The 17,770-nt window shown below is 70.3% G+C and carries 20 protein-coding genes; 8 read left to right on the top strand and 12 right to left on the bottom strand.

What is annotated here, in order from left to right; translation table 11 throughout:
- The first annotated feature begins 316 nt into the window (after nt 1-316).
- The 5 genes from ppa to ACFW16_RS32370 all read left to right on the top strand — a co-directional run bounded on the left by ppa (nt 317) and on the right by ACFW16_RS32370 (nt 5,604).
- Nucleotides 317-865 carry an inorganic diphosphatase gene (gene ppa / locus ACFW16_RS32390; protein WP_088156333.1) on the top strand — a complete coding sequence of 183 codons (549 nt, stop codon included), beginning with the start codon at nt 317-319 and terminating at the stop codon, nt 863-865.
- 18 nt (nt 866-883) lie between these two features.
- Nucleotides 884-1,396, top strand: a complete 513-nt coding sequence (locus tag ACFW16_RS32385) for an O-acetyl-ADP-ribose deacetylase (protein WP_380313161.1) — start codon at nt 884-886, stop codon at nt 1,394-1,396.
- Nucleotide 1,397: 1 nt separating this feature from the next.
- Nucleotides 1,398-1,565 (top strand): hypothetical protein, encoded by a 168-nt coding sequence (locus ACFW16_RS32380; RefSeq protein WP_380313159.1) that lies wholly within the window; start codon nt 1,398-1,400, stop codon nt 1,563-1,565.
- A 285-nt stretch (nt 1,566-1,850) separates the two neighbouring features.
- A complete protein-coding gene (locus ACFW16_RS32375; protein WP_380313157.1) occupies nt 1,851-4,319 on the top strand; it encodes a GNAT family N-acetyltransferase in 2,469 nt (822 codons plus the stop codon).
- Nucleotides 4,320-4,464: 145 nt separating this feature from the next.
- The gene (locus ACFW16_RS32370; protein ID WP_380313155.1) at nt 4,465-5,604 is read left to right on the top strand and encodes a transglycosylase SLT domain-containing protein; all 1,140 of its coding nucleotides are present in this window, start codon (nt 4,465-4,467) and stop codon (nt 5,602-5,604) included.
- An 82-nt stretch (nt 5,605-5,686) separates the two neighbouring features.
- Here the strand turns inward: ACFW16_RS32370 and ACFW16_RS32365 are convergent, their stop codons facing one another.
- The 11 genes from ACFW16_RS32365 to hrcA all read right to left on the bottom strand — a co-directional run bounded on the left by ACFW16_RS32365 (nt 5,687) and on the right by hrcA (nt 15,122).
- Nucleotides 5,687-6,268, bottom strand: coding sequence for a class I SAM-dependent methyltransferase (locus ACFW16_RS32365; protein ID WP_380313152.1), 582 nt, complete (start codon nt 6,266-6,268; stop codon nt 5,687-5,689).
- Between the two features lie 60 nt (nt 6,269-6,328).
- Entirely contained in the window at nt 6,329-7,036 is a 708-nt protein-coding gene (gene phoB / locus ACFW16_RS32360) for a phosphate regulon transcriptional regulator PhoB (protein WP_225768007.1), read from the bottom strand.
- Nucleotides 7,033-7,764 carry a phosphate signaling complex protein PhoU gene (gene phoU, locus ACFW16_RS32355; RefSeq protein ID WP_380313150.1) on the bottom strand — a complete coding sequence of 244 codons (732 nt, stop codon included), beginning with the start codon at nt 7,762-7,764 and terminating at the stop codon, nt 7,033-7,035. The genes phoB and phoU overlap by 4 nt, the downstream gene beginning before the upstream one ends.
- Nucleotides 7,765-7,789: 25 nt before the next feature.
- Nucleotides 7,790-8,623 (bottom strand): phosphate ABC transporter ATP-binding protein PstB, encoded by an 834-nt coding sequence (gene pstB, locus ACFW16_RS32350; protein ID WP_380313147.1) that lies wholly within the window; start codon nt 8,621-8,623, stop codon nt 7,790-7,792.
- Between the two features lie 5 nt (nt 8,624-8,628).
- Nucleotides 8,629-9,486, bottom strand: a complete 858-nt coding sequence (gene pstA, locus ACFW16_RS32345) for a phosphate ABC transporter permease PstA (RefSeq protein ID WP_380313145.1) — start codon at nt 9,484-9,486, stop codon at nt 8,629-8,631.
- A 2-nt stretch (nt 9,487-9,488) separates the two neighbouring features.
- Nucleotides 9,489-10,469: a phosphate ABC transporter permease subunit PstC gene (gene pstC / locus ACFW16_RS32340; RefSeq protein ID WP_380313143.1), complete on the bottom strand. Its 981-nt coding sequence runs from the start codon at nt 10,467-10,469 to the stop codon at nt 9,489-9,491.
- Between the two features lie 78 nt (nt 10,470-10,547).
- On the bottom strand, nt 10,548-11,609 hold the full coding sequence (gene pstS, locus ACFW16_RS32335) for a phosphate ABC transporter substrate-binding protein PstS (RefSeq protein WP_380313141.1): 1,062 nt from the start codon (nt 11,607-11,609) through the stop codon (nt 10,548-10,550).
- A 101-nt stretch (nt 11,610-11,710) separates the two neighbouring features.
- Nucleotides 11,711-13,147, bottom strand: a complete 1,437-nt coding sequence (locus tag ACFW16_RS32330; RefSeq protein WP_380313139.1) for an ATP-binding protein — start codon at nt 13,145-13,147, stop codon at nt 11,711-11,713.
- A 123-nt stretch (nt 13,148-13,270) separates the two neighbouring features.
- A complete protein-coding gene (locus ACFW16_RS32325) occupies nt 13,271-13,399 on the bottom strand; it encodes a hypothetical protein (protein WP_380313136.1) in 129 nt (42 codons plus the stop codon).
- On the bottom strand, nt 13,399-14,025 hold the full coding sequence (gene grpE / locus ACFW16_RS32320) for a nucleotide exchange factor GrpE (RefSeq protein WP_380313133.1): 627 nt from the start codon (nt 14,023-14,025) through the stop codon (nt 13,399-13,401). The genes ACFW16_RS32325 and grpE overlap by 1 nt, the downstream gene beginning before the upstream one ends.
- Nucleotides 14,022-15,122: a heat-inducible transcriptional repressor HrcA gene (hrcA, locus tag ACFW16_RS32315; RefSeq protein ID WP_380313131.1), complete on the bottom strand. Its 1,101-nt coding sequence runs from the start codon at nt 15,120-15,122 to the stop codon at nt 14,022-14,024. Before hrcA ends, grpE begins: the two co-directional genes overlap by 4 nt.
- 115 nt (nt 15,123-15,237) lie before the next feature.
- Here hrcA and rph point away from each other — a divergent pair, with 115 nt between their 5' ends.
- The 3 genes from rph (at nt 15,238) to ACFW16_RS32300 (ending at nt 17,242) form a co-directional block, all read left to right on the top strand.
- Nucleotides 15,238-15,957 (top strand): ribonuclease PH, encoded by a 720-nt coding sequence (rph, locus tag ACFW16_RS32310; RefSeq protein WP_380313129.1) that lies wholly within the window; start codon nt 15,238-15,240, stop codon nt 15,955-15,957.
- A 269-nt stretch (nt 15,958-16,226) separates the two neighbouring features.
- Complete coding sequence (locus tag ACFW16_RS32305) at nt 16,227-16,808, top strand: hypothetical protein (protein ID WP_380313127.1); 582 nt, start codon at nt 16,227-16,229, stop codon at nt 16,806-16,808.
- Between the two features lie 74 nt (nt 16,809-16,882).
- The gene (locus ACFW16_RS32300; protein WP_380313125.1) at nt 16,883-17,242 is read left to right on the top strand and encodes a GFA family protein; all 360 of its coding nucleotides are present in this window, start codon (nt 16,883-16,885) and stop codon (nt 17,240-17,242) included.
- On the opposite strand, the gene ACFW16_RS32295 is transcribed toward ACFW16_RS32300, so the two are convergent.
- Entirely contained in the window at nt 17,230-17,766 is a 537-nt protein-coding gene (locus ACFW16_RS32295; protein ID WP_380313122.1) for a DUF962 domain-containing protein, read from the bottom strand. The two genes, ACFW16_RS32300 and ACFW16_RS32295, sit on opposite strands and share 13 nt — an antisense overlap.
- Between the last annotated feature and the right edge of the window lie 4 nt (nt 17,767-17,770).

Below are 17,770 nucleotides of genomic sequence, written 5' to 3'. Positions count from 1 at the left end.
CTTCGGGCCGGTTGAAAATGCCGACAGGGTGCGTCGAACGGCTTGCCCGATGCATCAGCATCGCGCTGCGCCGCTCTCCTGCCCCGTCGGCATTTTCAACCGGCGCAGGACGCAGGGGGTGTGAGATATCCGGGCTTGGGGCGGGGAGACGGCCGCGCGGTCTTGATGCGTCGCCGCTTCGGCGTAAGATTGCTGCTGCACCGCACAAAAACGACGGGGCGAGTCGCGGGGAGGGAATGGCTCGGCACTAGCCGTCGGGCTCGCTCCGCATTATGGTCCGCGCCCGGAACCCTCAGGACCACAGACCAGGGCCGACATGGATATCAGCAAGATCGCGGTCGGGGTGAACCCGCCCTTCGACGTCAACGTCATCATCGAGAACCCCATGGGCGGGGTGCCGGTGAAGTACGAGCTCGACAAGGAATCGGGCGCGATGTTCGTCGACCGCTTCCTGCACACCGCGATGGCCTATCCGGGCAATTACGGCTTCGTCCCGCACACCCTGTCGGGCGACGGCGACCCGGTCGACGTCATCGTCGTCGGCCGCGAGCCGGTGATGCCCGGCGCCGTGCTGCGCGCGCGCCCGGTCGGCGTGCTGCTGATGGAGGACGAGGCCGGCCAGGACGAGAAGATCCTGGCGGTGCCGGTGTCGAAGCTGCACCCGTACTACAACAAGGTGCAGAGCTACGAGGACCTGCAGGAGATCCTGCGCGACCAGATCGCCCATTTCTTCGCCCACTACAAGGACCTGGAGAAGGGCAAGTGGGTCCGCATCATGGGCTGGGACGGGCCGCAGCGGGCGGCGGAGATGATCGTCGAGGGCATCGAGCGCGCCAAGGCCGACAAGAAGAACGCCGCGGAGTAATCCGATGAGCACCGCGCGGTGACCGCATCGCTGGAGATCACGGTCGGGGACATCACCCGGCTGCAGGTCGACGCGATCGTCAACGCGGCGAATTCCGCCCTGTCGGGCGGTGGCGGCGTCGATGGCGCCATCCACCGCGCCGCGGGGCCCGAGCTTCTCGCCGAATGCCGCACGCTGGGCCGCTGCCCGGCGGGCGAAGCCCGCATCACCAAGGGATACCGGCTGCCGGCGCGACACGTGATCCATTGCGTCGGCCCGGTTTGGGATGGCGGCGGCCGGGGCGAGGACGATCTCCTGGCCGGCTGCTACCGCACCGCCTTGCGCCTGGCCCAGGACAATGGCTGCACCAGCATCGCCTTCCCGGCGATCAGCACCGGCATCTACCGCTTCCCGCCCGACCGCGCCGCCGGCATCGCCGTCGCGACGGTGCGGGCGACACTGCCCGAGACGCCGGCGGTGCGGCGGGTGATTTTCTGCTGCTTCGACGCGGCGATGGCGGAGCGGTATCGGGTGATGCTGGAGGGCGCGTGACATGGTCACCGAGCGCGAGAAGCGACGCGAACAGTTCCGCCGAGACGCGGCTGCCGCTTGGCGCGCCTATCAGGCTGACGGCCTGCATCTGACGGCCGACGAAGCCGACGCCTGGCTGAGGAAGCTCGAGGCCGGGGAGGACGCGGAGCCGCCGGAGAGCCACGGCTGATCCGGTTGCTGGTCTGCCTCTAGAATCTATCGGGCGCTGACCGGTTGCCTCTCCCGCTTGCGAGAGCCTTTCGGACGTCCCAAAACCGTCATTGCGAGCGAAGCGAAGCAATCCAGGGGCCGCTCGCAGCGGCCCCTGGATTGCTTCGTCGGCTTCGCCTCCTCGCAATGACGGTGAGGGATGGGCGTTGTGAAAACGCGCCGCAAACGATCAACGAACATCCTCGCTTGAGCCCGGGCGCCTCGTCCGCCACCCTGGGGCGGTGGTTTCCGGCGGGAGCCTGCGATGTCGGTGCGCAACCTGGATGCCCTGTTCCGGCCGGCCTCGATCGCCCTGATCGCCGACGGCCCGGTCGGCGCCGTGCTGGCCCGCAACCTGTTCGCCGGCGGCTTCGACGGGCCGGTGATGCCGGTCACCCAGGGCGCCCGGTCGGTCGGCAGCGCCCTCGCCTACCCGTCCGTCGCCGCCCTGCCGATGGCGCCGGACCTGGCGGTGATCGCGGCGCCGCCCGATACCCTGCCGGGGGTGATCGCGGAGCTGGGCGGCCGCGGCACCCGCGCCGCCGCGGTCGTCGGGATCGACCGGCCGGCGGCGGCGAAAGGCACCGAGGGCGCCCGGCTGCGCCAGGCGATGCTGGACGCGGCCCGGCCGCATCTGCTGCGAATCCTCGGCCCCGACGGCTTCGGCCTGATGGCGCCGCATCGCGGCGTCAACGCCAGCCTCGGCCACGTGGCGCCCAGGGCCGGCGACCTGGCCTTCGTCAGCCAGTCCGGCACCGTGGCCGCGGCGGTGCTGGACTGGGCCACCCGGCGCGGCATCGGCTTCAGCCACGTCGTGTCGCTGGGCGGCATGGCCGATGTCGATTTCGGCGACATGCTGGACTGGCTGGCCGCCGACAGCCGCACCCGCGCGGTGCTGCTGCACATCGAGACCATCAGCCACGCCCGCAAGTTCATGTCGGCCGCCCGCATCGCCGCCCGCACCCGGCCGGTGGTGGTGATCCGCCCCGGCCGCGGCGACCGGCGGGCCGGCGACGCCGACGGGCTGATCGGCCCCGACGCCGTGTACGACGCCGCCTTCCGCCGCGCCGGCATGCTGCGGGTGTTCGACCTGGCCGAGCTGTTCGACGCGGTCGAGACCCTGGCCAGCGGCCTGCGGGTCGACGGCGAGCGGCTGGCGATCCTGACCAATGGCGCGGGCCTCGGCCTGCTGGCCGCGGAGGCGCTGGCCGATGCCGGCGGGACGGTCGCCGTGCCGGCGGCGGCGACGGCGAGACGGCTGGGGATCGCCGGCACCGATCCGCCCGGCCCGGTCGACCTGGGCGACGCGGCGCCGGCCGACCGCTTCGCCCGGGCGCTGGACGCGCTGCTGGCCGATTCCGGCCGCGACGCGGTGCTGGTGGTGAACGGCCCGAGCGCCATCGCCGACCCGGTCGAGGCGGCCCGGGCGGTGGCCGGCATGGTCGCCGAGACGGCGAAGCGCGACGGCCGCCGCCCGCCGGTGCTGGCGAGCTGGCTCGGCGCCGCCGCCGAGACCCGGCGCCTGTTCGCCGAGGCCCGCATCCCCGGCTACGACACGCCGGGCCAGGCGGCCCGCGCCTTCATGCATCTGGCCCGGCACCGGCGGAACCAGGTGCTGCTGATGCAGACGCCGCCGGCCCTGCCGGAGGATTTCCAGCCGGATGCCAATGCCGCCCGGGCGGTGATCGCGGTTGCGCTGGCCGAAGGCCGGACCGAACTGACCGCGGCCGAAGCGCGGGCGGTGCTGGAGGCCTACCGCATTCCGCTGCTGCCCGAGGGCGACGCGCCGCCACCCGAGGCGCATCCGCTGGTGCTGGGAATCGACGAGGATCCGCTGTTCGGCCCGGTGCTGCTGTTCGGCCAGGGCGGCGCCGCGGCCGAGCTGCTGCATGACGGCGTCGCCGCCCTGCCACCCTTGAACGCGGTGCTGGCGCGCGACCTGATGAGGCGCGCCCGGGTGTGGCGGCTGCTGCAGGGCTATCGCGGCCGGCCGGCGCCCGACCTGGACGCCGTGGCGCTGACGCTGGTCAAGCTGTCGCAGCTGGCCGCCGACCTGTCGGAGGTGGCGGCGCTGCGGATCAACCCGCTGCTGGCCGCCGCCGCGGGCGTGCTGGCGCCCGGCGCCGCGATCCGGGTGCAGCCGCCGCTGCCGCCTGGCACGCCGCGCTTCGCCATCCGGCCCTATCCGCAGCGGCTGGTGCAGCACCTGGCGCTGCGCGACGGCCGCGAGGTCACGCTGCGGCCGGTGCGGCCGGAGGACGAGCCGGCAATCCGCGAGATGCTGCAGCGGTCCAGCCCGGAGGATGTGCGGCTGCGCTTCTTCAGCGCCATGCGCAGCTTCAGCCACGAATTCGCCGCCCGGCTGACCCAGATCGACTACGACCGCGAGATGGCGCTGGTGGCCGAGGCCGAGGAGGACGGCCGGCGCGCGATCCTGGGCGCCGTGCGCATCATCGCCGACCCGGACGGCGAGACCGCGGAGTACGGCATCATGGTGCGCTCCGACCTCAAGGGCCACGGCCTCGGCCACCGGCTGATGAGCGAGATCATCGACTATGCCCGCAGCCGCGGGCTGAAGCGGATCTTCGGCGAGGTGCTGCGGGAGAACGTGACCATGCTGCGCATGGCCGAGGAGCTCGGATTCGCCCGCGCCGACGTGCCGGACGAGCCCGGCATCATTCATGTGACGATTTCGCTCGACGATTTGCCCGCTCTCAGTCAGCATTCCGCCTAGGAAAATCATCACCCAGGGGGATTGGGATTGGTGTTTTTCCTCTTTGAATGAAGCACTTGTCCGTATACGTTAAGGGTCTGCGTTAATTTTCAGGCCCGCGGCGTCGCCGCCGGGCTTTTGGTTTTGGGGGAGCATGGAGGGGAAGATGCCAGGGACAACCCGCTGGACCAGGACGGTTGCGGCCACGGTTTTGCTTGCAGGCCTGCTCGCCGGCTGCGCCCAGGCGCCGAAGCCGAAACCCGTGGTCGCCAGCGGCCCCTGGGGAGCCGAGATCCACGACGCCTCGCGCCGCTTCAACATTCCCGAGGAGTGGATCCGCGCGGTGATGCATGTGGAGAGCGGCGGCCAGACCCATTGGAAGGGTGGTCAGCCGATCACCAGCCACGCCGGCGCCATGGGGCTGATGCAGGTCATGCCCGGCACCTATGACGAGCTGCGCTACGTCCACGGCCTGGGCCCCGACGCCTACGAGCCGCGCGACAACATCCTGGCCGGCGCCGCCTATATCCGCGAGATGTACGACCTGTACGGCTATCCCGGCTTCCTCGGCGCCTACAATGCCGGGCCGGAGCGGTACCGCCAGTATGTCGAGGAAGGCCGGCCACTGCCGCGCGAGACGCAGCGCTACATGGACATCATCGCGCCGCAGATCGCCGGCGTCATGCCGGGCCAGGGCGGCACCGACCGGATGACCCAGTACGCCGCCAACGTGATCCAGCAGAAGGTGCCGGCGCCGATCCGGATGGCGCCGATCCCCGACGGGTCCTCGCGGCGCAACACCACCGTGGTGGCGGCGATGCAGCCGATCCCCGACGGGTCGAGCAGCGTGGCCGCGTCGGCCCTGCCGCCGGTCCGCGTGGTGCAGCAGCCCGGCGTGGTGCGGATGCAGCCGATCCCGGACGGCACCGCTCAGGTCGCCGACGCCCCGGCAACGCGCGCGGTCACCCCGGCCCCGGTGCGGATGGCGCCGATCCCCGACGGCAGCACCCAGGTCGCCGCCGCGGCCCCGGCCGCCCGTCCGGCGCCGATCCGCATGGCGCCCATCCCGGATGCACCGTCAGCACAGGCGGCGGCTGCCGTGCCGGCACCGGTTCCCGCCGCCCGCACGGCCGTCGCGCCGACCCGGATGGCGCCGATCCCCGACGCTCCGCCGGTCCGCGTCGCAGCCTCGGCCAAGCCCGCGCGTGCGCCGGCGCCGCAGCAGGTCGCCGACGCCGGCGAGCCGCGGCGCCAGGCCAACGGCCTGCCCAGCGGCTGGTTCGTGCCGAGCGCGCCGGGCAACTGACCGCCTGCTCACAAGAAAGCCCGCGCCGCCGAAGGGTGGCGCGGGCTTTTTCTTTGGGAGGCCGGAGCGGTTGCCCCGCTGCTCAGGCCGCGTCGGGCAAACCCGCCGGGCGGCGGTAGCTCCAGGCGCCGAGCGGCGGCAGGTTGCGCCAGACGAAATCGACCATCCGGCCCTGCAGCCCCAGCTTGCGCCGCGGCAGCGGCGACAGGATCTGGTTGGTCAGCTGCAGGAAGCGGCCCGACCGGCCCATGCGGGCGAAGGCGGCGTCGATGATCGCCCGCTGCAGGTCGAGCGGGAACCAGATGATCGGCAGGCTGGACACCACCACCGACAGCCGCCCGATCCCGATGTCGTCCAGCATCGGACCGATCTCCGCGACATCGCCCTCCAGCACCGTGACGCCGGGAAAGCGCTGGCGCAGCACGGTGCAGAACTCGGGCATCTTCTCGACGACGATCAGCTTCTCCGGCGGCAGCCCTGTCGCCAGCAGACCTTCGGTCAGGCTGCCGCTGCCGGCGCCGAGCTCCAGCACCGGATCATGGCAGCGCGGGTCGACGTGCCGGGCGAAGGCCCGCGCCACGGCGGGGCCGGAAGGCGCCCAGGCAGCGACCTTCAGCGGCGAGCGGAACCACAACCGGACATACAGCCAGGAATCCTTGCTCATGCGACACCTCCGTGCCGTTCGTCGGGACAACCAGCAGCCTTGGTGGATGGTTCCCCGGGCTCAGGCCTGCGCCTGGACGTCCAGCGAATAGCCGGCGGAGCGGACGGTGCGGATCAGGTCGATCTCGCTGTCGTCGTTCAGCGCCTTGCGCAGGCGGCGGATATGGACGTCGACGGTCCGCGGCTCGACATAGACGTCGTGGCCCCAGACGATGTCGAGCAGCTGCTCGCGGCTGAACACCCGACCGGGATGCTGCATGAAGTGGCGCAGCAGGCGGAACTCGGTCGGGCCGAGATGGACGTCGCGGTTGCCGCGGCGGACCCGGTGGCCGCCGAGATCCATGCTGAGATCGGCGTAGCTGAGGATGTCGCCGGCGCTGGACGGCGAGGTGCGGCGCAGCACGGCCTTGATCCGGGCCATCAGCTCCGGCGTCGAGAACGGCTTGGCGACATAGTCGTCGGCGCCGGAATCGAGGCCGCGCACGCGGTCCCCCTCCTCGCCGCGCGCGGTCAGCATGATCACCGGGATGTCGCGGGTCTTGGCGCCGCGGCGGAGCTGGCGGCAGACCTCGATGCCCGAGAGATGCGGCAGCATCCAGTCGAGCAGCACCAGGTCCGGGCGCTGCTCGCTGGCCAGCAGCAGCGCCTCCTCGCCGTCATAGGCGGCGAGGACGCGGAAGCCTTCGCGCTCCAGGTTGTAGGTCAGGAGGGTGACGAGATCGACCTCGTCCTCGACCACCAGAACCAGCGGCTGGATGCCGGCCCTCATGCATTATCCTCCGGCTTTGCCTCAGGGGTGACGACGGTGAAGGAGGTGGCGTCGCCCTTCGGCCGCACATCCTTCACCGGCTTGCCCGTGAGCAGGAAGTGGATCAGCTCGGCAATGTTGGTGGCGTGGTCGCCGATCCGCTCGATGTTCTTGGCGATGAACAGGAGATGGGTGCAGGGGGTGATGTTGCGCGGATCCTCCATCATGTAGGTGAGGGTCTCGCGGAACAGGCTGGTGTAGAGGTCGTCGACCGACTCGTCCTGGCGCCAAGCCGACAGCGCCTTGTCCAGGTCGCGCTCGGTATAGGCGTCGAGCACGTCCTTGATGATCTGCTGCACCATCCGGCCCATGCGCGGCAGCGTCGCCACCGGGCGGACCACCGGCACCTGGGCCAGGGCCAGGGACCGCTTGGCGATGTTGGCGGCGTAGTCGCCGATCCGCTCCAGGTCCGAGGCGATGCGCAGGGCCGAGATCACCTCACGCAGGTCGGCGGCGAAGGGCTGGCGCAGGGCCAGGATCTGGACCACCGCCGCGTCGACCGAGGCCTCGTAGGCGTCCATCTGCTCGTCGCTGCGCATCACCCGGCCGGCGAGGTCGGCGTCGCGCCGCACCACCGCCTGGATGGCGAGCTCGAGCTGGCTTTCGGCCAGGCCGCCCATCTGCACGATGGTGCGGCGCAGGGCCTCGAGCTCCTGGTCGAAGGACTTGACGATATGTTCGTTTGCCATGGCGCTGATCCTTCTGACCCCGGGCTCAGCCGAAGCGGCCGGTGATGTAGCTGTGCGTCCGCTCGTTCTTCGGGCTGGTGAACAGCTCCGACGTCTCGCCGAACTCGACCAGCTCGCCAAGATACATGAAGGCGGTGAAGTCGGCGGCGCGGGCCGCCTGCTGCATGTTGTGGGTGACGATCGCGATGGTGTAGTCGGTCTTCAGCTCGTCGATCAGCTCCTCGATCTTCGCGGTCGAGATCGGGTCGAGCGCCGAGGTCGGCTCGTCGAGCAGCAGCACGTCGGGCTGCATCGCCACGGTGCGGGCGATGCACAGGCGCTGCTGCTGGCCGCCGGAGAGGCTGGTGCCGCTCTTCTTCAGCTTGTCCTTGACCTCGTCCCACAGCGCGGCGCGGCGCAGCGCCGCCTCGATCCGGCTGTCCATCTCGGCCTGGTCCAGCTTCTCGTAGAGCCGGATGCCGAAGGCGACGTTGTCGTAGATCGACATCGGGAACGGCGTCGGCTTCTGGAACACCATGCCGACGCGGGCGCGTAGCAGGTTCAAATCCTGCTTCGGGCTGAGGATGTTCTCGCCGTCCAGCAGCACCTCGCCGACCGCGCGCTGCTTCGGATACAGGTCGTACATCCGGTTCAGGATGCGCAGCAGCGTCGACTTCCCGCAGCCCGAGGGACCGATGAAGGCGGTGACGCAGCGCTCATAGAGCGGCAGGCTGATCTTCTTCAGCGCCTCGTTGTCATCGTAGAAGAAGGACAGGTTGCGGACCGAGACCTTCTCGCGCAGATCGCGGCCGAGGTCGGTCGGGCGCTCGACATTGATGTTCACGTCGAGCGTCGTCACCTGCGCACCATTGCCTGTCATGACCGTCAGCCCTGCTTGCCGCCGAGCGAGGAGAGCGCCCGGGCGATGATGTTGAGAAGGAGGATCGTCACCGTGATCAGGAGCGCGCCGCCCCAGGCCAGGCGCTGCCAGTCCTCATAGGGGCTGAGCGCGAACTGGAAGATGACCACCGGCAGGTTGGCCATCGGCGCGTTCATGTCCGTGCTCCAGAACTGGTTGTTCAGGGCGGTGAACAGCAGCGGTGCCGTCTCGCCGCTGATCCGGGCGACCGCCAGCAGCACGCCGGTGATCATGCCGTTGCGCGCCGCCCGGTAGCAGATCATGAACACCACCTTCCACTGCGGCGAGCCGAGCGCCGCGGCGGCCTCGCGCAGGGTGTTCGGCACCAGCTTCAGCATGTCCTCGGTGGTGCGGATCACCACCGGCATGGCGATGATCGACAGCGCCACGGCACCGGCCCAGGCCGAGAAATGGCCCATCTGCGCGACCATGATCTCGTAGACGAACAGGCCGATCACGATCGAAGGAGCGCTGAGCAGGATGTCGTTGATGAAGCGGATCACCTCGGCCAGCTTGCTGGTCTTGCCGAACTCGGCCAGGTAGGTGCCGGCGAGAATGCCGACCGGCGTGCCGATCAGGGTCCCGACCACGGTCATGATCAGGCTGCCGAAGATGGCGTTCAGCAGGCCGCCCCCTTCGCCCGGAGGCGGCGGGGTGGATTCGGTGAACAGGGCCGGGGTAATCGCGCCGAGGCCGTTGATCAGCAGCGTGGCGAGGATCCAGACCAGCCAGGCCAGGCCGAACAGCGCCGCCCCGAAGGAGATGGTGAGCAGGATCGCGTTGGTCGCCCGGCGCCGGGCGTAGAGTGCGGTCGGTACCGGCATGACTAGCCCCCCGCCTTGCGCTGCAATCGCATGAGCTGGATCTTGGCCAGCGCCAGGACGATGAAGGTGATGACGAAGAGCACGAGGCCCAGCGCGATCAGCGACGAGGTGTAGAGGTCGCCGACGGCCTCGGTGAACTCGTTGGCGATCGAGGCGGAGATGGTGGTGCCCGGCGCCAGGATCGAGTTCGAGATGCGGTGGGCGTTGCCGATGACGAAGGTCACCGCCATGGTCTCGCCCAGCGCCCGGCCGAGGCCGAGCATGACGCCGCCGACCACGCCGACGCGGCTGTAGGGCAGCACCACCTTGAACACCACCTCCCAGGTCGTCGCACCCAGGCCGTAGGCCGATTCCTTGAGCAGCGGCGGCACCGTCTCGAACACGTCGCGCATGATCGAGGTGATGAAGGGCAGCACCATGATCGCCAGGATCAGCCCGGCGGTGAAGATGCCAATGCCGTAGGGCGGGCCGGCGAACAGCTTGCCGATCAACGGCAGCTGGCCGAAGGTGTTGATCAGGAAGGGCTGCACCGTCTGCTGCAGGATCGGCGCCAGCACGAAGAAGCCCCAGATGCCGTAGATGATGCTGGGAATGCCGGCCAGGAGCTCGATGGCAATGCCGAGCGGGCGCTTCAGCACCGGCGGGCACAGCTCGGTCAGGAAGATGGCGATGCCGAAGCTGACCGGGACGCCGATCACCATGGCGATCACCGAGGTCACCAGCGTGCCGTAGATCGGGGCCAGCGCGCCGAACTTGTCGGTCACCGGGTTCCACACCTCGGTGAAGATGAAATCGACGCCGAAGGTCTGCAGCGCCGGCAAGGCGCCGATGATCAGCGACAGGATCACCCCGCCGAGGATCGCCAGCACCAGCACGGCGAAGAACAGCGTGACCAGGCGGAAGCCGGTGTCTGTCGCGCGCTGGCGCTGCGCGGTCCGGGCGTCGATCCGCGGCCCGATCTTCTGATAGGTGGCGTCCACCATCGATCACCTTGCCCTGAGAAACAGGCGGCGCCGTGCGGAGAGTCGCACGGCGCCCAATCAATCAGCCGTGACCGGCGATCACTTAGAGGCGGTCCAGATCGGCTTGCCGTCGGCGCCCTTGATGCTCTCGGCCCAGGTCTTGTGGACCATGTCGACCACCGCGTCCGGCATCGGCACGTAGTCGAGCGCCTCGGCCTCCTTGTCGCCCTTGCCGTAGGCCCAGGCGAAGAACTGCAGCGCCGTGGCCGACGCCGCCGCGTCCTGCGGCTGCTTGTACATCAGGATGAAGCTGGCGCCGGTGATCGGCCAGCTCTCGGCACCCGGCTCGTTCGTCAGGATGACGTAGTAGCCCTTGGCGTTGGCCCAATCGGCAGCGGAGGCCGCGGCCTGGAAGGTCTTGATCGTCGGCTCGACCGCCTTGCCGTCCTTGTTGACCAGCTTGACGTAGGTCAGCTTGTTCTGCTTGGCGTAGGCATACTCGACGTAGCCGACCGCGCCCACGGTCTGCTTGGTGGTGTTGGCGACGCCCTCATTGCCCTTGGCGCCGATGCCGGCCGGCCACTGCACCGAGGAGTTGGCGCCGACCGTGTCCTTGAACTTGGCGTTCACCGACGAGAGGTAGGTGGTGAACAGGAAGTTGGTGCCCGACCCGTCCGACCGGTAGGCCGGGGCGATGGCGGTGTCCGGCAGGGTCACGCCCGGGTTCAGCGCCTTGATCTTGTCGTCGTTCCAGGCGGTGATGTCGCCGAGATAGATCTGGGCGATCAGGTCGCCGCTGAGGGTCAGCTGGCCCGGCGCCACGCCCGGGATGTTCACGACCGGCACGACGCCGCCCATGATCATCGGGAACTGCACGAGGCCGGCGGCGTCGAGGTCCTCCGGCTTCAGCGGCATGTCCGAGGCGCCGAAGGTAACGGTCTTTTCCTTGATCTGCTTGATGCCGCCGCCCGAGCCGATCGACTGGTAGTTCAGGCCGATGCCGCTTTCCTTCTTATAGGTGTCGGCCCATTTGGCGTAGATCGGGTAGGGGAAGGTCGCGCCGGCGCCGGAAATATCGGCCGCCTGGGACGCGCCCGCCGCCAGCGCAACCGCCGCGCCGAGCACCGCGCTGCGAAGGATGGATCGTGAAAAGAGCTTCACGGGAATCTCCCTGTGATGGTGCGACGCCCCCCTGGACGTCGTCCGGTCAGACGGCCAACGCCGTGTCCGTGCGCAGGCTATAGTCATCGCCGCCGTCTGTTTTAAGACAGTTCAGTTACAGTTTTATGAAGGGCCCGGCCGGCGGCCTTGCCAGCCGGCGCGGCGGGCAGATGCACGGTGAAGACGCTGCCGCTTCCGACCTCGCTGTCGATCTCCAGCCGGCCGCGGTGGCGGCTGACGATGTGCTTGACGATGGCGAGGCCGAGGCCGGTGCCGCCGACAGCGCGGCTGCGCGCCGGATCGACCCGGTAGAAGCGTTCGGTCAGCCGTGGCAGGTGCTCGCGGGCGATGCCCTCGCCCTGGTCCCTGACAGTGACGACCAGGCTGGTCCGGCGCCCATCCGCCGCGCTCCGGGCGGACAGGCCGACCACGCCGCCCTGGCGGCCGTAGTTGATGGCGTTCGACACCAGATTCTGGAACACCTGGTACAGCTGGTCCGAATCCCCGACCACCGGCGGCAGGTCCGGCGCCAGGTCGAGCTCGAGCCGCTGCGCCTTGCGCTGGGCCTTGAGCTCGAGCGCATCGGCCACCGACTGCAGCAGCGGCCCGACCGCGACCCGCCCGGTCGGCGGCACATGCTCGTCCAGCTCGATTCGCGACAGCGACAGCAGGTCGTTGACCAGCCGCGACATGCGCTCGGCCTGCTGCTGCATGATGCCGAGGAAGCGCTCGCGCGCCGCCGAATCGTCCCGCGCCGGGCCGCGCAGCGTCTCGATGAAGCCCATCAGGCTGGACAGCGGCGTGCGCAGCTCGTGGCTGGCATTGGCGACGAAGTCGGCCCGCATCTGCTCGACCCGCTTGGTGGCGGTGAGGTCGTAGAAGGTGACCAGCAGCGCCGGCTCGGGCCGGTCACCGGACTCTCGCTCGCCGGACTCGCCGCGCCGCTCGAAGCGCTGGATGCGGACCTCGAACTCGCGCTCGATCGGCACCGGCAGGTTCAGCGGCACGGTCTGGATCGGGCCGCCGGCGAGGACGGCGTCGACCGCGGCGACGATCTCCGGATGACGGATCGCCTCGGCCATGTCGCGGCCCAGGAGCCGGTCGCCGAACAGCCGTCCGGCGGCGCCGTTGGCCCGCAGCACGCTGCGGTCGCCGGCCAGCACCAGGATCGGGTCGTCCTGCGCCTCCAGGATCTCCGACGCGGTCTGCAGCTCGACCGCCAGGCTGCGCTCGCGGCCGCGGGCATGGCGCTGCAGCCGCTGCAGGTGCTGGAACAGGATCTGGCCGATCTCGGTCGAGGGCCGCGGCGGCCGCTCCGGCGCCTCGGCCGTCGAAGCCTCGATGTGGCGGCGCAGCAGGTCGAGGTCGCGCAGCAGGCGCCAGGCGAAGACGGCCGCCACACCGAACACTGCCACCACCCCGGCCGCCGCCAGCCAGAGGCCGATCCCGTCGGCGCCGGCCGCCAGCAGCAGCAGCGCGATCACCAGGGCGGCGATCACCCCGATGCCGAACAGGTGGCGATAGATCGGTCCGGCCATGCCCTCGCGCCTCGAACAGCGAGCCCCAGAATACCGCGATCACGCGGAAAGCGGCGACGCTACTCGCGGTCGATGACGGTTTCGTGTCGCCTGCTGCGGCATCGAGACCGGTGCCGCCATGCGTCAGGAGGGGGCGGACACGCCGGCGCCGACGCCCATATAGGGGCCGCGGGCCGGCTTCTCCGTCCGCTCGCAGGCGGCGGCGCCAACCGCCACCGCCAGCAGCGCCGCGAGGAGGCCGAGGCGGCGCATCACTCGCCCCGGGCCACGCCGACCATGGCCGGGCGCAGCAGCCGGCCCTGCAGCACATAGCCGGGCTGGACCACCTGGACGATGGTGCCGGCCGGCTTCCCGGTGCCCGGCAGCTCGAACATGGCCTGGTGGAAGTTCGGATCGAAGGCCTCGCCGACCGGCTCGATCCGGGTGACGCCGTGGCGCTCGAAGGCGGCCAGCAGCTGGCGCTCGGTGGCGGCGACGCCGTCGACCAGGGTCTTCAGCGCCGGATCCGCGTCGACCGCCTCGGCCGGGACCGCGTCGATGGCGCGGCGCAGGTTGTCGGCAGCGTCGAGCAGCGACTTGGCGAAGCCGGAGATGGCGTATTTCGCCGTGTCCTCGCGCTCGCGTTCCGACCGGCGGCGGATGTTCTCGGTCTCCGCCAGGGCGCGCAGCGCCTGGTCCTTCAGCTTGCCGTTCTCGGCCTCGAGCGCGGCGATGCGCTCCACCGCCCCGGCCAGCGCCGCATCGCCCGCGGGATCGGAAGCCTGCGCGCCCTCGACCGCGGTCTCGGCGACACCCTCGACCTCGGGCCCGGCGACCTCGGTCTCCGGCTCCGTCGCGTCGGGGCGGGGCTCGGCGGACATCGTCTTGCTGTGCATCATGCTACCTGGTTCGTGGTCTCGTTGGTCCGGAGGAGACGGCCTATCATCTTCGCGGTGTAGTCCACCATCGGGATGATGCGCGCATAGTTCAGCCGGGTCGGCCCGATCACGCCGACGGCGCCGACCACGCGCTGGTCGCCGCCCTTGTACGGGGCGATGATCATGGAGCAGCCGGTGTGGCTGAACAGCCCGTTCTCGGCGCCGATGAAGATCTGCACGCCCTCGGCGGCATTGGCCGCGTCGAGCATCCGCAGCATCGCCTCCTTGGTCTCCAGCGCCTGGAACAGGCCGCGGATGCGCTCCAGATCCTCCAGCGCGGTGACGTCGTTGAGCAGGCGCGACTGGCCCTTGACGATCAGCGTGCCGCCCCCGCCGCCGCTCCAGGTGGCGAGGCCGGCCGCGACCACCTTCGCCGCGAGGCTGTCGAGCTGGCTCTTCTGCGCCTCGATCTCGCCCAGCACATCGGCCCGGGCCTCGCCGATGGTGCGGCCGATGATGCGGGCGTTGAGATAGTTGGTGACGTGGACGAAGGTCGAGGCCGGCAGGCCCAGCGGCACCTCCAGCACCCGGTTCTCGACCATGCCGTCCTCGGTGACCAGCACCACCAGGGCGCGGCCGGGCGACAGGTTGACGAACTCGATATGCTTCAGCGGCCGGTCGGTCTTCGGCGCCAGCACCAGCCCGGCGCAGGCGGACAGGCCGGACAGGGCCGAGGTCGCCTCCTCCAGCATCTCCGACACGCCGCGCCCGGCCTGGGCGCACATCGCCTCGATCGAGGCCCGCTCGCTCTCGCCGACATCGCCGAGCTGCATCAGCCCGTGCACGAACAGGCGCAGGCCCGCATCGGTCGGCAGCCGCCCGGCCGAGGTGTGCGGGGCGTAGAGCAGGCCGGCATCCTCGAGATCCGCCATGACGTTGCGGATCGTCGCCGGCGACAGCGTCATGCCGAGCCGGCGCGACAGGGTGCGGCTGCCCACCGGCTCGCCGGACTGGACATAGGCGTCGACGATCAATCGGAAGATCTCCCGCGAGCGCTCGTCGAGGTCCCGGAACGCCTGGCCGCCGGATCGGCTTGAAAGTTCGTTCAGCATGCTCATGGCCGTCGCCACGCTATGTAGGGGCCGTTCGACCCGAATCAACGTTCCCGGGCTTTACGGGCAGGACCCGCGAGGATAGCGTGCGCGACCCTCGCCGAGAACAGAAAGCGACCCCATGCGACCGTCCGGACGCGCCTTCGACGCCCTGCGCGCCATCCGCCTCGAGACCGACGTCAACAAATACGCCGAGGGCTCGTGCCTGGTGAAGTTCGGCGACACCCATGTGCTGTGCACCGCCTCGGTCGACGATCGCGTCCCGTCCTGGCTGAAGGGCGGCGGCAAGGGCTGGGTCACGGCGGAATACGGCATGCTGCCGCGCGCCACCGATCAGCGCACCGACCGCGAGGCCGCGCGCGGCAAGCAGACCGGGCGGACCCAGGAGATCCAGCGCCTGATCGGCCGGTCGCTGCGCGCCGTCACCGACCTGAAGGCGTTGGGCGAGATCCAGATCAAGGTCGATTGCGACGTACTGCAGGCCGATGGCGGCACCCGCACCGCCGCGATCACCGGCGGCTATGTCGCGCTGGTGCTGGCGCTGCGCCACCTGGTGCAGATCCGCAAGATCAAGGCGCTGCCGTTGACCGACAGCGTCGCCGCCATCTCCTGCGGCCTCTGCCAGGGCCAGGCGGTGCTGGACCTCGACTATGCCGAGGATTCGACCGCCCAGGCCGACGCCAACTTCGTCATCACCGGCAAGGGCGGGCTGGTCGAGGTGCAGGCGACGGCGGAACAGACCCCCTTCGCCCGGGCCGAGTTCGAGGCGCTGCTGGCGCTGGCCGAGCAGGGCACGGCCGAGCTGGCGGCGATCCAGAAGGCGGCGCTGGGCGAGGGCTGAGGGTCGGCCCGTGTCCCGTGTCGGACAATCGGGTGACGGGGTTTTTTGCCCCATTGTTGTCATGCCCGGGCTTGACCCGGGCATCCAGGGAATGTCGAAGCCGCTCTGGGTGGCCCCTGGATTGCCGGGTCAAGCCCGGCAATGACAATCAGTAACAAACAAGGTGATTGAGCCTCTTCGCCCGATCGCCCCTGGAGTGCGGCGGCGCGGCGCTTGAGCCGCGGCCGGGGCCGTGAAATCCTGCGGCCCCACCATGCGGGAGAGGATTGATGCTCGGCCTCCTGGGCTTCCTCGCGCTGTCCGCCGCCATGCTGATTCCGGGCCTGCCGCAGATGGGTGACGGCGCGGCGGTCGCCGCCCGGACCTTCGCCGCCCTGCCCCATGCCGAGACGCTGATCGACTACGCACCCGAAGCCGGCGGCCCGGTGCTGTACCGGCTGCCCGGCAATATCTGCTTCCTGCGCCTGGCACGGCAGGCCGGCCAGACCGAATGGGTGCGGCGCGACGGGCAGGGCCGGATCGAGATCATCGTCTCCGCCCCCGGCCTGGCCCTGGCGGGCGGGCGCTTCGACCCCGACGGCACGGCCGAGCTGCGGCTGGGCGACCGCCCGATCGCCGTTCCGGTCGCGTCGCCCGGCCCGCCGACCTGGCGCCTCACGCTGGAGGACACGCCGGCGCTGCAGGACGCGCTCGACGCCGAGGAGGCGACGCTGCGCTTCACCGCGATCCGCGGCGGCCGGCCGGTGCCGGAGGAGAGCCTGACCATCGAGGCCGGCCATCTCTGGGAGGCGATCCAGGGCCTGGAGTCCTGCGCCCTCGGCGCCGAGCCGCCGGGCGTGGTCGGGCCCTGAGCGCGCCCACGGTTGCGGTCCGGGCGGCGCGGGCGGATCATCCGGGCATCCCGATCCGACCTCGCGAGGTCACCATGATCGAAGCCTCATGCCATTGCGGCGCCGTCCGGCTGCGGGTCGCGGAGCGGCCGCAGCGGCTGACCTCCTGCAACTGCTCGATCTGCCGCCGCCTCGGCGCGCTGTGGGCCTACTACGCGCGCGACCAGCTGACCATCGTTGCCGGAGCAGGAACCACGGTCCCTTACATCCAGGGCGACCGCAGCCTGGCGATCCACCATTGCCCGACCTGCGGCTGCACCACCCATTGGGAGGGGCTGCCGGCCGGGGATCCGGCGCGGGTGGCGATCAACGCCCGGCTGATCGACCCGGCGGAGATCGAAGGCGTGCCGGTGCGCCGCTTCGACGGCGCCGACACCTGGACCTATCTGGACTGAGCCCTGGCCGCCGCCGCGGCCTCGACGCGGCGCTTGAGCCCGGGGCGCAGGCCGAGGGCGAAGGCGGTCTCGGCCATCAGGAACATCGGGCCGATCAGCAGCTGGAACAGGTTCGACAGGAAGGCCGGCCGCCTGCCCTCATAGGCATGGCCGACCAGCTGCAGCACCCAGCCGCCGACGAACAGCGTGCCGGCGACGATCCAGGTGGTCCAGGCCGAGCCGCCATCGACCACGGCATGGGCGACGATCAGCCCCGGGATTACCACCACCGCCATGGCCAGGCCGAGCCCGAGATCGAGCGCGATCCATAACAGCCAGACCAGGAGCGCGACCAGATCGGCCAGCGTCGCCGGCCAGCCGCCGATGCCGCCGAGCGGCCCGATCTTCAAAGGGACGGTGGCCAGCGCGATCAGCACCGCCAGGATGATCGCCGGGATGCCGAAGACATGGGTCAGCCGGTTGCGGCCGTCGCGGTGGAAGCCGGTGTACATCGCCATCTGGCGATCGAACAGATCCGAAGCCATGCGC

Origin of the sequence: Inquilinus sp. NPDC058860 (assembly GCF_042743185.1) — a bacterium.
Taxonomy (GTDB): Bacteria; Pseudomonadota; Alphaproteobacteria; order DSM-16000; family Inquilinaceae; genus Inquilinus.
This window is presented reverse-complemented; position numbering and strand designations above follow the sequence as displayed.